Source organism: Pseudomonas simiae (genome assembly GCF_900111895.1).
GTDB classification, from domain to species: domain Bacteria; phylum Pseudomonadota; class Gammaproteobacteria; order Pseudomonadales; family Pseudomonadaceae; genus Aquipseudomonas; species Aquipseudomonas simiae.
Map to the genome: position 1 here is coordinate 552,644 of NZ_FOKB01000001.1, position 13,658 is coordinate 566,301.

At 60.4% G+C, this 13,658-nt stretch carries 14 protein-coding genes; 8 read left to right on the top strand and 6 right to left on the bottom strand.

The window, feature by feature from the left end:
• Positions 1–28: 28 nt before the first annotated feature.
• On the bottom strand, positions 29–331 hold the full coding sequence (locus BMZ57_RS02460) for an ArsR/SmtB family transcription factor (protein ID WP_010208932.1): 303 nt from the start codon (positions 329–331) through the stop codon (positions 29–31).
• A gap of 68 nt (positions 332–399) precedes the next feature.
• Positions 400–1,311 (bottom strand): LysR substrate-binding domain-containing protein, encoded by a 912-nt coding sequence (locus BMZ57_RS02465; protein WP_021490775.1) that lies wholly within the window; start codon positions 1,309–1,311, stop codon positions 400–402.
• Positions 1,312–1,484: 173 nt separating this feature from the next.
• Here BMZ57_RS02465 and BMZ57_RS02470 point away from each other — a divergent pair, with 173 nt between their 5' ends.
• The 3 genes from BMZ57_RS02470 (at position 1,485) to BMZ57_RS02480 (ending at position 4,769) form a co-directional block, all read left to right on the top strand.
• Positions 1,485–2,747: a dicarboxylate/amino acid:cation symporter gene (locus BMZ57_RS02470; protein ID WP_010208934.1), complete on the top strand. Its 1,263-nt coding sequence runs from the start codon at positions 1,485–1,487 to the stop codon at positions 2,745–2,747.
• Positions 2,744–4,195, top strand: a complete 1,452-nt coding sequence (cuyB, locus tag BMZ57_RS02475; RefSeq protein ID WP_010208935.1) for a cysteate racemase — start codon at positions 2,744–2,746, stop codon at positions 4,193–4,195. The genes BMZ57_RS02470 and cuyB overlap by 4 nt, the downstream gene beginning before the upstream one ends.
• A gap of 115 nt (positions 4,196–4,310) precedes the next feature.
• Complete coding sequence (locus BMZ57_RS02480) at positions 4,311–4,769, top strand: Hsp20 family protein (RefSeq protein WP_010208936.1); 459 nt, start codon at positions 4,311–4,313, stop codon at positions 4,767–4,769.
• A gap of 52 nt (positions 4,770–4,821) precedes the next feature.
• On the opposite strand, the gene BMZ57_RS02485 is transcribed toward BMZ57_RS02480, so the two are convergent.
• The 3 genes from BMZ57_RS02485 to BMZ57_RS02495 form a co-directional block, all read right to left on the bottom strand.
• Positions 4,822–6,099 carry a cation:dicarboxylate symporter family transporter gene (locus BMZ57_RS02485; protein WP_069672421.1) on the bottom strand — a complete coding sequence of 426 codons (1,278 nt, stop codon included), beginning with the start codon at positions 6,097–6,099 and terminating at the stop codon, positions 4,822–4,824.
• A 95-nt stretch (positions 6,100–6,194) separates the two neighbouring features.
• A complete protein-coding gene (locus tag BMZ57_RS02490; RefSeq protein ID WP_010208938.1) occupies positions 6,195–7,400 on the bottom strand; it encodes a pyridoxal phosphate-dependent aminotransferase in 1,206 nt (401 codons plus the stop codon).
• On the bottom strand, positions 7,397–8,062 hold the full coding sequence (locus BMZ57_RS02495) for an RraA family protein (RefSeq protein WP_069672422.1): 666 nt from the start codon (positions 8,060–8,062) through the stop codon (positions 7,397–7,399). Before BMZ57_RS02495 ends, BMZ57_RS02490 begins: the two co-directional genes overlap by 4 nt.
• 123 nt (positions 8,063–8,185) lie before the next feature.
• Between BMZ57_RS02495 and BMZ57_RS02500 the strand changes: the two genes are divergently transcribed.
• Both BMZ57_RS02500 and BMZ57_RS02505 read left to right on the top strand, forming a co-directional pair.
• Positions 8,186–9,082, top strand: a complete 897-nt coding sequence (locus tag BMZ57_RS02500) for a LysR family transcriptional regulator (RefSeq protein WP_021490774.1) — start codon at positions 8,186–8,188, stop codon at positions 9,080–9,082.
• Between the two features lie 9 nt (positions 9,083–9,091).
• Complete coding sequence (locus tag BMZ57_RS02505; protein WP_021490773.1) at positions 9,092–10,015, top strand: LysR family transcriptional regulator; 924 nt, start codon at positions 9,092–9,094, stop codon at positions 10,013–10,015.
• Here the strand turns inward: BMZ57_RS02505 and BMZ57_RS02510 are convergent.
• A complete protein-coding gene (locus BMZ57_RS02510) occupies positions 9,918–10,622 on the bottom strand; it encodes a TetR/AcrR family transcriptional regulator (RefSeq protein ID WP_021490772.1) in 705 nt (234 codons plus the stop codon). The two genes, BMZ57_RS02505 and BMZ57_RS02510, sit on opposite strands and share 98 nt — an antisense overlap.
• Before the next feature lie 121 nt (positions 10,623–10,743).
• Between BMZ57_RS02510 and BMZ57_RS02515 the strand changes: the two genes are divergently transcribed.
• From BMZ57_RS02515 to BMZ57_RS02525, 3 genes are all read left to right on the top strand, one after another.
• On the top strand, positions 10,744–11,961 hold the full coding sequence (locus tag BMZ57_RS02515) for an MFS transporter (protein ID WP_069672423.1): 1,218 nt from the start codon (positions 10,744–10,746) through the stop codon (positions 11,959–11,961).
• A gap of 94 nt (positions 11,962–12,055) precedes the next feature.
• Positions 12,056–12,850: a DNA/RNA non-specific endonuclease gene (locus BMZ57_RS02520; RefSeq protein ID WP_042571824.1), complete on the top strand. Its 795-nt coding sequence runs from the start codon at positions 12,056–12,058 to the stop codon at positions 12,848–12,850.
• A gap of 254 nt (positions 12,851–13,104) precedes the next feature.
• Entirely contained in the window at positions 13,105–13,587 is a 483-nt protein-coding gene (locus tag BMZ57_RS02525; protein WP_069672424.1) for a hypothetical protein, read from the top strand.
• Positions 13,588–13,658: the final 71 nt, after the last annotated feature.

The following is a 13,658-nucleotide window of genomic DNA, read 5'->3' on the forward strand; positions in this document are numbered from 1 at the left end:
GGAAATCTCGATATCCTGGAGCAAAAAATTACAGGTCCTTGCCAATGATCTCGGCAAGCGCACTGATGGTTGCTTCGTTTCGCTTGTAGTAGGTCCACTGGCCAATGCGCCGTGTTTCGATCAGGCCTGCCCGATGCAGCGTGGCCAGATAATCAGACACGGTTGACTGCGACAGCCCGACGCCCTCCTGAATACTGCTGACACAGACGCCCACGGTATGAACGTCCCCTTCATCCTGTGGCGGGAAGTACTTTTCGGGATCCTTCAAACCTTTCAGGATTTCGAGTCGAGTACGGTTTGAGAGGGCTTTGAATATTTCGAGTAGGTCCATGTCGCGAGGATATCGAGATTTACCGATATGTCAATGCGCAAGATAAAGTCGCGATTTTTACCGCTGTATCAAATTTCCGCCCGCCAGCCTTCCAGTGTGCGCCACAACTTCCGCATCGTCGGGTTTTGGTTTTCAATCGCGCAGTACGAGCGAATTTCCAGACGCGTACTCCATTCCTCACCTGCGGCGCGCACCAGCACGCCACGTTCAAGCTCATCGACCACCGCGCTCTGCGGCAGCCACGCCACGCCGTAACCTTCGATCGCCATGCGCATCAGCAGCATGGCCATGTCAGCTTCGTAGCAGCGTTCCAGCACCGCGGGGGCAGGGCCATTCTTGATCACGATTTCCGCAACCCGACCCAGGAACGTCGTGGCGGTGTACGCCAGATGCGGCACGGGTTTCCCTGCATTTCCCGGCAGGCGATAGAGCGGCCGGCCGCGTTTGTCCGGTGCGCACAGCGGGATAAATGCATCATGCCCCAGGGCCAGGCTGCCAAAGCGTTCCGCGTCCAGCAGGATAGGCGCCAGCGGGTGGTGGTAGACAATCATCAGGTCACAGCTGCCTTCCTCCAGTGCAATCACCGCATCATGAATATTCGCCGCCACCACCCGCGCATTGAACTGCTCGGCGTGTCGCTGGAACTGCGCCAGCCACTTGGGCAGGAAGGTCATCGACAGGCTGTGGCCGGCGGTCACCTGGATCGAGCGTCCCGGCATGCGCTCCACTTCGCGCAGGCTGGCGCGCAGGCGCATGAGGCCGGCGAGGGCATCGCGGCTTTCGCTGCAAAAGGCGACCCCTGCGGCGGTGAGTTGCACCGGGTAGGTGCCGCGGTCGACCAGCTCGACACCCACCCATTCTTCCAATGAGCGAATGCGCCGCGACAAGGCCGACTGGGTCACGCAGCGCACTTCGGCGGCGCGGGAAAAGTTCTTCCACTCGGCGATGGCCAAGAGGTCATCCAACCATTTGATCTGCATGCCGGTTCTCCAGGCGATGAGCCAGGAGTGTAAGCGGTCACGCCCAGGCCAGGCCTGGCTTTTTGCAAACTATTCCAAAAGCGCATGGGGTTAGCCGGATTACTCATCATGGGGAGCGGGGGCGGTCCCTAGAATCCGCTGCATACAACAAAAGCCATCCGAGGGCCGCACCTGTGAACAAGAACAAACTCCCGCGTCGTATTGCAGTCGGCATCGCCCTGGGCGTGCTGGTGGGTTGGGCGTGTCACCACTATGCCGGCAGCGAACAAGCGGCCAAGGCGCTGGCCGGGTACTTTTCGATGGTCACCGATATCTTCCTGCGCATGATCAAGATGATCATTGCACCGCTGGTGTTCGCCACCCTGGTGGGGGGCATTGCGAGCATGGGCAACTCGCGTTCGGTGGGTCGCATCGGGATGCGGGCGATGCTCTGGTTTGTCACGGCGTCGCTGGTCTCGCTGATGCTTGGCATGGCGCTGGTCAACCTGTTCCAGCCGGGCGCCGGGTTAAATATGCAGGTGGTGCAGCACGCCACGGCGGCGGTGCCGGTCAACACTGGCGACTTCAGCCTCAAGACCTTCATCAGTCATGTGTTCCCACGCAGCATCGCCGAAGCGATGGCCAACAATGAGATCTTGCAGATCGTGGTGTTTTCGCTGTTCTTCGGCTTCGCCCTGGCCGGCGTCAAACGTGCGGGTTATACGCGTATCACCGACACCGTGGACGAACTCGCCAAGGTGATGTTCAAGATCACCGACTACGTGATGGCCTTCGCGCCGATCGGCGTATTTGCCGCCATCGCCTCGGCGATCACCACCAACGGCCTGGGCCTGCTGGCGGATTACGCCAAGCTGATCGCCGAATTCTACTTGGGCATCGCCTTGCTCTGGGTCTTGCTGTTCGCCGCCGGCTACCTGTTTCTCGGGCGCTCGGTGTTCACCCTCGGCAAGCTGATCCGCGAGCCGATCCTGCTGGCATTTTCCACGGCCAGCAGCGAGTCGGCCTACCCGAAAACCATGGAGGCCCTGGAGAAATTCGGCGCCCCGAAGCGTGTGTCCAGTTTCGTGTTACCGCTGGGCTATTCCTTCAACCTTGACGGCTCGATGATGTACCAGGCATTCGCGATCATGTTTATCGCCCAGGCCTACAACATCGACCTGAGTTTCACCCAGCAACTGCTGATCCTGCTGACGCTGATGATCACCAGCAAAGGCATGGCCGGCGTGGCGCGGGCCTCGGTGGTGGTGGTCGCGGCGACCTTGCCGATGTTCAACCTGCCCGAAGCCGGCCTGCTGCTGATCATCGGCATCGACCAGTTCCTCGACATGGCGCGCACCGCCACCAACGTGGTGGGCAACAGCATCGCCACGGCAGTGGTCGCGAAATCCGAGGCCGAAGAAGAACCCGCTGAGCTGCCGCAGGGGGCGCGCGCATGACCACCACTTCTCGATTGGGCATCGTCGGCGGGCTCGGCTCGCTGGCGGGCGGCGATCTGTTCTACAAGCTGGTCAAATCCAGGGCCGTGCTGGAAGACCAGGACCGTTATCATTTCCTATTCGAGCAGCACCCGTTCAAGGATGTGCGGCTGCCCCTGGATCGCCATGCGAGCATGACCGCGCGCAAATTCTATGTGTTCCAGGTGTGCAAGACCTTTGAAGACAGCGGTGTGGATGCCGTGCTGCTACCCTGTTTCGCCAGCCAGACCTTTCGCGAGGAAATCCAGCAGGAACTGGGCATCCCCGTGCTGGACATGATGCAGGCGCTCGTCCGGCACATCCTGCGTTGTGTTGCACCGGGCACCACCTTGGGGGTGATCGCGTCGGACTTCGTGCGCCACTGTGGTCTGTTTGAAAAGCACCTCGGTCAGCACTTTAACCTGGTGTATCCGGAGGACCACGCCCAGGTCGCGCTGATGGAGGCGATGTACGGCGTCAACGGCATAAAGGACGGCCACCTCGATGGCGTGCCGCTGGAGTCGGTGTACCAGGCGTGCTTGTCATTGCAGGGGCAGGGCGCCACGGTGATCGTGCCGGGCATGACCGAGCTGTCGCTGGTGTGCGGCGATCTGCAACGGCGTGGTATCAGCGTGCTCGACATCAACCAGATCTACGCCGAGTTCGCCACCCAGGCCGACGGTCCGACGCGCCAGTCGCCGTTCAAACTGGGCATCGTCGGTGGCGTCGGGCCCGCGGCGACCGTGGACTTCATGGGCAAGGTGGTCGCCCACACGCCGGCAGGCAAGGACCAGGACCATATCAAGATGGTGGTGGAGCAGAACCCGCAGATACCTGATAGAACCGCCAACCTGTTGCGCGACGAAACTGACCCTACCCTGGCCCTGTTCGCCACCTGCAAACGCCTGGAAAGCGCCGGCGCCCAAGCCATCGCGATCCCGTGCAACACTGCCCATGCGTTTGTCGAGCGCATCCAGGCGCACTTGCGCGTGCCCATCGTCAACATGCTCAGCGAGACGGTGGAGTGGATTGTGCACACCTATGGGCGTGGCCAGGCGGTTGGCTTGCTGGCGACTTCAGGCACGCTGCAAAGCCAGGTCTATCACCAGGCCGCGCGACGTTCGGGGTTGGAACTGATCACCCCCGGTTTTGATTACCAGGCGTTGGTGATGGAGGCGATCTACGGCGAGCGGGGGATCAAGGCGGGGTTTACCCAGGGCGTGTGCCGCGAGCAGTTGCTGCTGGCGGCGGAGCATCTGTGTGAACAGGGGGCGAAGGTGCTGATCCTTGGGTGTACCGAGTTGCCTCTGGTACTGGCGCATTGTGACGTGTTTGAAATCGGTGCCCACCGGGTCGCCTTGGTTGATCCCACGACCGTCCTCGCGCGTAGGTGTGTGAGCCTTTCGTCGGGGGCTTATCGCATCGGGTAAATTTTTTTTGTGGGCGCCGCTTGAAAATTTTAAGCCTGAACCTACTTAGGCTTTACGCGATGCCGAATACGGGTCGCGTACCAAATCACTTGGAGAAACCTCAGGAGATTTTGCAATGGCTACTACTCTTTCGTTGGCCCCACTGTTCCGCCATTCCGTCGGCTTTGACCGTTTCAACGACCTTTTCGAATCGGCGCTTCGCAGCGAGGCCGGTACCACCTACCCACCGCACAACGTCGAAAAGCATGGCGAGGACCACTACCGAATCGTCATTGCGGCCGCAGGCCTGGTGGAAGATGACCTGGAAATCCAGGTGGAAAAGGGCGTGTTGACCGTCGCTGGCGGCAAACGCGAACACAATGAAGGTATCACCTACCTGCACCAGGGCATCGCTCAGCGCGCGTTCCGCCTGTCGTTCCGCCTGGTTGACCACATCGAAGTGCAAGGCGCACAGCTTTCCAATGGCTTACTGAGCATCGACCTGCTCAGGGTCGTGCCGGAGGAAGCCAAGCCTAAACGCATTGCCATCGGTGGCGCTGCCAAGGCTGAGGTAAAATCCATCGGCGAGCAGTGAGTTGAAATGAATAAAGGCGCTCTTTGGAGCGCCTTTATTCGTAAGACCCTTGCTACCGTGAAGGCACATTCTTGGCGCTCGGTTCGTGCGTCGCCTTAGCGTCACGGCCCTCCCACTTGGCAATCACCAACGGCGCCAGCGCGTTGCCCAGCACGTTCAGTGCGGTAGTCGGCATCTCCATCAAGCGATACACCCCGGCAATAAACGCGATCCCTTCCAATGGCAATCCGGCACTGGCGAGCGTTGCGGAGAGAATCACGAACATGAACCCCGGCACACCCGCAGCCCCCTTTGAAGTGAGCACCATGGTCACCACCAGTAGCGCCTGATCCCCAAGGCTCAGGTCGATTCCGTATAGCTGCGCCACGAACAGCGTGCCGATCCCAAGGAACAGCGAGGCACCGTCGAGGTTGAACGAGTAACCCACCGGCACCACAAAGCTCACCAGCGAAGGCGACACGCCGTAGGTCTCGAGCTTCTTCATCAATTGCGGCATGACCGACGCTGAACTCGCCGTGGAAAAGGCCAAAATCAGTTCATCCTTGATATGGCGCATCAAGGCAAACAGATTGATCCCGCACAGGCGCGCCACCAGGTTGAGCACCACCAGTACAAAGAACGCGATAGACACGTAACTGACCATGATCAGCTTGGCCAACGGCAGCAACGAACCAAATCCGAAGTTGGCCACGGTCACAGCGATCATGCCGAACACGCCGATGGGTGAGTAGGCCATGATCATCGACGTGACCTTGAACATGGCATCCGACACGCCTCGCAGCAGCGCGATCACCGGGTCTTTGCGCTCGGCGGGCAGGCGTGCCACGCCAAGGCCGAACATCACCGCAAAAAACAGTACCGACAACAGGCTGCCCTGGGCCATGGCACTGATCACGTTATCTGGGGTGATCCCGACGATAATCTGCCCCAGGCTGTGACCTGCGCCGCTGCTGGTAGGCAGAGTGATAGACGCTGCATGCAGGCTCGACAGTTCAGTGCCGGCCCCCGGCTTGAGCAGATTGCCCAGCACCAGCCCGACAATGATCGCCAAGGTGGTGATGCAGAAAAAATACCCCAGGGAGCGCGCGCCGATACGGCCCAGGGATTTACCGTCGCCGTGCCCGGCAATGCCCACCACCATGCAGGCAAACACGATGGGCACCACGATCATCTTCATCAGCTTGATAAAGATATCGCCCGCCGGTTGCAGGAGATTGTCCACCAGCCACGGCCGGGATTCGGGGAGCTGGTGCAACAGGGCACCAATGGCGATGCCGGCAAGCAAGCCGATCATGATTTGCCAGACCAGCGCGATACGGGGCGTGTGCATAGGAATGCCTCATTTGAGATCAATGATTTTTAAGTTGTTGTTCTAGGCAGTCAAAACAGCGGCCGTCCGGTGGCCGCCGGGTGCAGCAAAGGGCGTCAGCGCAGGTCGCGGCACGCGTCCTTGAGACGACGGCAACCTTCTTCGATCACTTCTGACGAGCTTGCGAAGGACAGGCGCACATAGGGCGACATGCCATACGCCGCACCGCTCACTGTGGCCAGGCCGTAGTCACGCAACAGGTAGTCCACCAGTTGGGTGTCACTGTCGAGGCGATCACCTTGCGGGGTGAGCTTGCCCATCAGCCCGCTCACGTTGGCGAACACATAGAACGCGCCGTCTGGTGGGGTACAGCTCAAGCCGGGGATGTCCGCCAGCAGAGCCAGCATGCGTGCGCGGCGTTGCTGGTATTCCTCGCGCATAGCGGCGATGGGCGCCTGGTCGCCTGTAAATGCGGCCACGGCGGCGGCCTGGCTGAGGGAGCTGGGGCAGGTAGTGGTTTGCGACAGCAGCTTGGCGATGGCCGCGATCAGCCAGGCCGGGCCTGCACCGAAACCCAGGCGCCAACCGGTCATCGCATAGCCTTTGGACGCGCCGTTGACGATCAGCGTGCGCGGCTTGAGGTCGGGCGCCAGGCGCGTCAATGGCACATGCCGGGCCCTGCCGTAGATGAAGTGTTCGTAGATCTCGTCAGCCATGATCAGCACATGGGGATGACGACGTAACACCTGCGCCAGCGCGAGCAATTCGGTCTCGTTGTACACCGCACCACTGGGGTTGTTCGGGCTGTTGAGGATCACCCATTTGGTGCGCGCCGTGATCGCCTGTTCAAGGGCGTCGGGGGACAGCTTGAAACCCAGGCTTTCATCGCCGGGAATGATCACCGGTGTTGCATCGTTGAGCCGTGCAATGTCCGGGTACGACACCCAATAAGGCGTGTGCACGATGACTTCATCACCCCGATTCAGCGTGGCGGCCAGCGCATGGTAGATGACGTGTTTGCCGCCGCAACCGGCCACCACTTCATCCAGTCCGTAGGCCAGGTCGTTGTCCTGCTGCAGCTTGAGGCAGATGGCCTGGCGCAGGGCGAGGGTGCCGGTGGTGGATGTGTAGTGGGTGTCGCCGTTGTGCATCGCCTGGCTGGCCGCCGCAAGGATATGCGCCGGGGTGTCGAAGTCCGGCTCGCCCACGGTGAAATTGACGATATCGCGGCCTTGGGCGCGCAGTTCGGTCACCAACGCATTGGCGGCAATGCTGGGGGAGGGCGCGATGCCCAGGACGCGGTCAGACAAAAAGTGCTTCATGGCGCCAACCCTGCGTGGTCCAGGACCTTGTCGATCCAGCTCTGGCGCACGGCACCGCTGGCGATCTCGGCTTTGACGGCCTCTTCATGTTCGGCATGTTGCGCGGCACGGCGCAGCACTTCGGCGGCGTCGGCCTGGGAAAACGCGACCAGGCCGTCTTCATCACCCACCACCAGATCGCCGGGGTTGACCAGCATGCCACCGATGGACACCGGCACGTTCACTTCACCGGGACCAGTCTTGTAGGGGCCGGTGTGCACCACGGCGCGGGCGTAGCAGGGCGTGTCGTCAAAGCTGGCGACATCGCGGATCGCACCGTCGATCACAAAGCCCACACAACCACGTTGCTGGGCGTAGAGCTTGACCAGCTCACCGATCACCGCGTTACTGGTATCGCCCTGGCCGTCCACCACCAGTACGTGACCAGGTTGCAGCAGGCTCATGGCTTTGTAGATCAGCAGGTTGTCGCCAGGTCGGGTCTTCACCGTGATCGCCGTGCCCACCAGTTTGCCGCTGCGGTTGTAGCGCGTTAGGCCGCGCGCGCCGATATGCCGGCCAAGGTTGTCGCTGATGTGTGGGGTCACCACCTGAGCGAATGCCTCGACCAGTTCGGCCGGGGCCATGGGGGCGTTGGGAAGGATGCGTGAACCGGGCAAGGACATGGCAAATCTCCAGAGTCGTTTGGATAGCGATGGGCTATGGCCGGATCTTAGGAGTGATGATCGGAGAGTTTTAGCGATATTTTATGATGTGATAGCATCGATTTTTTTCATGATAGCCTCGCCATGATCACCTTCAAGCAAATCGACGCGCTTTACTGGATCGCTGAACTGGGCAGTTTTGAAGCGGCGGCCAACAAGCTGAACATGTCGCAGTCAGCGATCTCCAAGCGCATCCAGGAGCTGGAAGAAACCTTCGATGTGGAGATTTTCGACCGCAGCAAGCGCAACGCACGGTTGACGGAAAAGGGCGGCGAGTTGCTGGACTACGCCCGCGACCTGCTCAACAGTCGCGACCAGTTACTGGAGCGGGTCAGCGCCCGTGAAGTGCTAGTGCGCAGGTTTCGCCTGGGCGTCACTGAACTCACTGCACTGACCTGGCTGCCGGCGTTGGTGGAGGCGCTGCGCCAGACCTACCCCAAGGTGCAGATCGAGCCGTCGGTGGAACTCAGCAGCGAGCTGTTTCGCAAACTGGAAAGCGACCAGTTGGACCTGGTGATCGTGCCCGACGTCTACAGCGATCCGCGCTTCCACAGCACCCCCCTGCAATGCGTGAAAAACGCCTGGATGTGCTCCCCTGGCCTGATCCCGGACGTCGACCCCATCAGCCTCGAGACCTTGGCCAGCTACACCGTGCTTACCCAGGGCGCACAGTCGGGAACCGGGATGATCTACGAGCGCTGGCTGGCGGCAAACAACGTGCAACTGCCCCGTACCCTCACCAGCCACAACCTGCTGGTGCAAGCCGGGTTGGCGCTGTCGGGGATCGGCGTGAGCTACCTGCCCTTGGCATGCCTGTCCCATCTGATCGAGCAAGGCACCTTGCGCGCGTTGGTCACAGAGCCGGTGCTGCCGGATATCCAGTATGTGGCGTTGCACCGGATGGACCGGCAATACGGGTTGAATCAAGAGGTGGCGCAACTGGCACAAGCGTGCTGCAATTTCTCGCGGCTGTTGTTCTAGGGAGCGATCATGAAACGCCATTTCGAAGATTTGCAGCTCGGCAGTATCGAACTCTTTTGCCTCGCTGCCGAAGCCAGCAGCTTCACCGCTGCCGCGCAGGTTGCCGGTGTGACCCCCGCAGCGGTCAGCCGCAGTGTCTCGCGCCTGGAAGAACGCTTGGGTTCACGGTTGTTTGTGCGCACCACCCGCAGCATCCGACTGACCGACAGCGGCCGGACCTTCTTCGAGCAATGCCGCCAGGCCCTGACCCAGTTGGTGGAAGCTCAGCAGGAAGTGATGGGCGCGCAGGCCGTGCCGTCTGGCCTGCTGCGCATCAGCATTCCCACCACCTACGCCCATCACCGCTTGCTGCCGCTATTGCCGAGGTTTCGTGCGCTGTACCCGCAAGTCACGGTGGATATCCACATCAGCAACCGCAATATCGACTTCGTCGCCGAAGGTTATGACCTGGCCATCCGCGTGCGCGCCCAGCCGGATTCGTCGCTGATTGCCCGCCTGCTGGAGGACGGCGAGCTGGTGGTGGTCGCATCTCCGTCCTACCTTAGGCGCGCTGGCATCCCACAGACGCTGGAGGATTTATCCGCCCATGAATGCATCCAGTACGAACTGCCGAGCAATGGTCGTCGGATCTCATGGCTGTTCCAGGTAGACGGTAAGGCGCAGGAGTATGCGGGGGAGGCGGGGTACAGCTGCTCCGACGATGTGCTGGGGGGTGTGACCCTGGCCATGCATGGCGCGGGGCTGTTTCAGACCTACAAGTTCATCGTCGAGCAGGCGCTGGCCAACGGTAGCCTGGTGGAGGTGTTGCAGCCGTTTGGTGGGCGCTCGCGGCCGTTTACCTTGTTGTATCCCCATGGGCGATATGTGCCGCATCGGGTGCGGGCGTTTGTGGATTTCCTGATGCAGTGTCGGGACGAATGGGCGGCGCAGTAGAGGCGGCGATATCCCAGGTCAGCAGCAGTTGGCTGATGGCCGCGTCGATAGTGGCATGGGGCACAGTGTCCCGCGCCAGAATCGAAATGCCCTGCAGGAAGCTGTCAAACACCGTTGCCATCACGGCCGGGTTGACGGTCTGTGGCAACTGCCCCAGGCGCATTGCCCGCTCTACGCACGCCACAATCCCCGCGCGGGTGCGCAGCCGCGACTGCGTCAACCCATCTGCCACCCGCGCGTTATCCGGGCTCGGCGCGCTCATCACCCCCAACGCCACCATGCACCCCTTGGGATGCCCGTCTTCACACTGCATGCGCGCCGACTGGCGCAGTGCCGTTTCAACCGCCTGACGCGGTGGCAGGCTTTCGTCCCACAAGCATTCGGTGACCCGGGCGTAGGTCGCCAGGTAACGCTGCACGCATTCGTCGAACAGCGCCTCTTTGGAGCCGAAGGCCGCGTAAAAACTCGGTGCGGAGATGCCGCCACCCAAGCCGGCCTTGAGCTGGGCGAGGGAGGTGGCGTCGTAGCCGTGTTGCCAGAACAGGTGCAAGGCCTGGTCCACAGCGCGTTCGCGGTCGAAGGTACGGGGGCGGCCCATCTGTGCCATGTCAAGTCTCCGGTGGCTAGCGATATAGATACTAGTCGATACATAAGTCGTTGACAACGCGGCGCGCTCAGTTGCAACATTTGTATCGATCAGTATCTAAGTCTCGCTCAAGGAGTGTTCTGTGACACCTTCACTTACGTTATCGGCGTCATCCGACCGCCTGCCCATCGGCGCATTGCTTGCCCTGGCCATGACCGGCTTCATTTGCATCGTCACCGAAACCCTGCCGGCGGGCTTGTTGCCGTTGATCAGCGAAGGCCTGGCGATTTCGCCCTCCATGGCCGGGCAAATGGTCACCGCCTATGCCTTGGGCTCGGTGCTGGCGGTGATCCCCATGACCATCGCCACCCGTGGCTGGCGGCGGCGCAATGTGTTGTTGCTGACCATCGTCGGTTTTTTGCTGTTCAACTCCATCACCGCATGGTCGTCTCATTACGGCGTGACGCTGGTGGCGCGGTTCTTTGCCGGTGTGGCGGCGGGGTTGGCCTGGAGCCTGTTGGCCGGTTACGCCCGGCGCATGGTGGCGCCGCATCAACAGGGCAGGGCGCTGGCATTGGCGATGGTTGGTACGCCGATCGCGCTGTCGTTGGGTGTGCCGTTGGGCACGTGGCTGGGTGGGTTGGTCGGCTGGCGCACAACCTTTGGCCTGATGTCGGCGGTGAGCCTGGTGCTGATTGTGTGGGTGCTGGTGAAAGTCCCGGACTATGCGCCTCAACCTACGCATCAACGTTTGTCCCTGGGCAAGGTGTTGACCACACCGGGCGTACGGCCGGTGTTGGCGGTGGTAATCAGCTGGATGCTGGCGCACAACATTCTGTACACCTACATCGCACCGTTCGTGGCGCCGGCTGGCTTGGCGGATCGGGTTGACCTGGTGTTGTTGGTGTTCGGGGTGGCCGCGCTGGCGGGAATCTGGCTCACGGCCAAATGGGTCGAGCCGCTGCTGCGTCGGACCGTGCTGGTCAGCCTGGTGGCCTTTGCGGCGATGAGCGCGGTGTTCGGCTTGCTCGGGAATGTACCCGTGGTGATCTACTTCGGCGTAGCGGTGTGGGGCCTGAGTTTCGGGGGCGCCGCGACATTGCTGCAAACCGCCCTGGCTGATGCGGCGGGAGATGGCGCTGACGTTGCGCTGTCGCTGAATGTGGTGGCGTGGAACAGCGCGATCGCCGGCAGCGGTGTGGTCGGCGGGGTATTGCTGGACACCTGGGGTGTGGCCTCATTTCCGTGGGCGATGCTGGTGCTGATCGGCGTATCGCTGGCGATTGCCTGGGGGGCCAGCGCCTATGGTTTCAAGCCGGGCGCGCGGGATGCGGGAAAACCCACAGCGGTCGGGCACTAATCCGACATTCGCCAGTCAATAACCCTCGCAATATCATCCACTTGGCTCCGCTCGACGGAGCCTGTCGCTTCACTCCCTTTCGAAGATTTAATGCATGTACCTACGCAAAATTGCCGTTGGGCTGACCGCCCTTGTTTTGCTTTCTTCCGGGGCCAACGCCCGAAGCCTGCCGGACCTCTATTCCAAACAGGAAAAACAGCTCACCTTCGACAGCTGCGCCGACCTGTTCCCCGCCACCCCGATCAAGACCGCCACCGTCCCGGCCGCGATGAAACCCCTGGCCCTGTGCTCCGACCATTTCGCAGTGCTCTATTCGCAAACCAGCAAGACCCCTCTGGTGGTGGTCGAGCGCCTGAATGCCGCACTTCTGAAAGACGCCAAGGGCGAGGAGCGCACCAATCAGTTTTACGCCGACCCACGTATTCCCAAAAGCGGTCGTGCGGAGTTGAGTGACTACCGCGCTCAGCATCCGGCCGTGGACCGTGGCCACCAATCCCCAGCCGCCGATGCGCCGAATGCCAACGCCATGGCGCAGTCATTTGCGCTGTCGAACATGGTGCCCCAGGACCCCACCAACAACCGCAAAATCTGGAGCAAGGTCGAGGCCGACGTACGCAAGTTTGCCGTGCGCGCCGGCGGCGATGTGTACGTGTTCACCGGCCCGCTGTTCGACCCTGGCTACGGCACCATCGGCGCCAACAAGGTCTGGGTGCCGACGCGCCTGTTCAAGCTGGTGTACGACGCCTCAAGCAAACGCGCCTGGGCGTATGTGCTGCCCAATGCGGAAACACGCATTCAAAAGCCAATGGACTATGAGACGTTTGTGAAGAGCACCGGGCTCAGGTTGTTGGGGGATCTTCCGGTGTCGGGGTCGGTGGGGCGTACCTGATACATTGAGAAATATTCCACAAGCCGGCGGTACCTGGGGAGCATTGCCGGTCAACGCCTGCATGAAACAACAAACCTTGACATGACATGGCTTGGTTCCCATCCCATTAGTAGTGCGGCATAATGAATGGTGGCATATGGCTATTTTACGCCGTAACAGTTTCTCTGCGTCACACCTCTTTTTGCGAGAATAATCGGTAAATCTCGCAGATCAGGGTATTTTTAAGTGGTTGGTTAAATCAAAGGGAGTTTGAGATGAGTGATAATTTACCTAAAGAAAAGCATTTTGTTTCCGGTTTTAAATCCGGGCTTGTCGATATGCTTTCTGTTGCATTAGGCGCGCTGGTTGCTACCGGCGTGATTTTACTTACCTATAAGTATAGTGAGTGGATGAGCTTGGTTTCTTATTTGTCTGCGCTGGTTTTACTTTTGGTTGGTATGGCAGTTTCATATGCCGGATGTAGTCGCCGGTTGTCATTTCTAATACATAGCTCGATTATGGCTTTTCTCTGTGTGATGTTATCGACTGACGTTTTAAAGGTGGCGGCATCTACCACCCTAAATACTGTGTATAGAGACACCCCGTTGCAGTTGGTTCCCGGCTTTATCCTAGAGAATTCCAATGGGGTGGTTTCGTGGGGGTATATAGCGCTGGAGTGTGTGGTGGTACTTGCGGTAATGGTGGCGTATCGCTGGTTTGATGCAGTGCAGCAGGCAAGGAATTGCCTAAAAAAGTAGACTTTTTAGATTTTAATGAGGGCAGGGCTACGGCTCTGCTATTAACCTCGTGTGAACGTTTAAGGGTTTTG

What these genes read in the sequence shown, in the direction of transcription:
- BMZ57_RS02460 (WP_010208932.1), bottom strand. Translation starts at nt 331, where the DNA reads ATGGACCTACTCGAAATATTCAAAGCCCTCTCAAACCGTACTCGACTC.
- BMZ57_RS02465 (WP_021490775.1), bottom strand. Translation starts at nt 1,311, where the DNA reads ATGCAGATCAAATGGTTGGATGACCTCTTGGCCATCGCCGAGTGGAAG.
- cuyB (WP_010208935.1), top strand. Translation starts at nt 2,744, where the DNA reads ATGACCACCACTTCTCGATTGGGCATCGTCGGCGGGCTCGGCTCGCTG.
- BMZ57_RS02480 (WP_010208936.1), top strand. Translation starts at nt 4,311, where the DNA reads ATGGCTACTACTCTTTCGTTGGCCCCACTGTTCCGCCATTCCGTCGGC.
- BMZ57_RS02485 (WP_069672421.1), bottom strand. Translation starts at nt 6,099, where the DNA reads ATGCACACGCCCCGTATCGCGCTGGTCTGGCAAATCATGATCGGCTTG.
- BMZ57_RS02490 (WP_010208938.1), bottom strand. Translation starts at nt 7,400, where the DNA reads ATGAAGCACTTTTTGTCTGACCGCGTCCTGGGCATCGCGCCCTCCCCC.
- BMZ57_RS02495 (WP_069672422.1), bottom strand. Translation starts at nt 8,062, where the DNA reads ATGTCCTTGCCCGGTTCACGCATCCTTCCCAACGCCCCCATGGCCCCG.
- BMZ57_RS02500 (WP_021490774.1), top strand. Translation starts at nt 8,186, where the DNA reads ATGATCACCTTCAAGCAAATCGACGCGCTTTACTGGATCGCTGAACTG.
- BMZ57_RS02505 (WP_021490773.1), top strand. Translation starts at nt 9,092, where the DNA reads ATGAAACGCCATTTCGAAGATTTGCAGCTCGGCAGTATCGAACTCTTT.
- BMZ57_RS02510 (WP_021490772.1), bottom strand. Translation starts at nt 10,622, where the DNA reads ATGGCACAGATGGGCCGCCCCCGTACCTTCGACCGCGAACGCGCTGTG.
- BMZ57_RS02520 (WP_042571824.1), top strand. Translation starts at nt 12,056, where the DNA reads ATGTACCTACGCAAAATTGCCGTTGGGCTGACCGCCCTTGTTTTGCTT.
- BMZ57_RS02525 (WP_069672424.1), top strand. Translation starts at nt 13,105, where the DNA reads ATGAGTGATAATTTACCTAAAGAAAAGCATTTTGTTTCCGGTTTTAAA.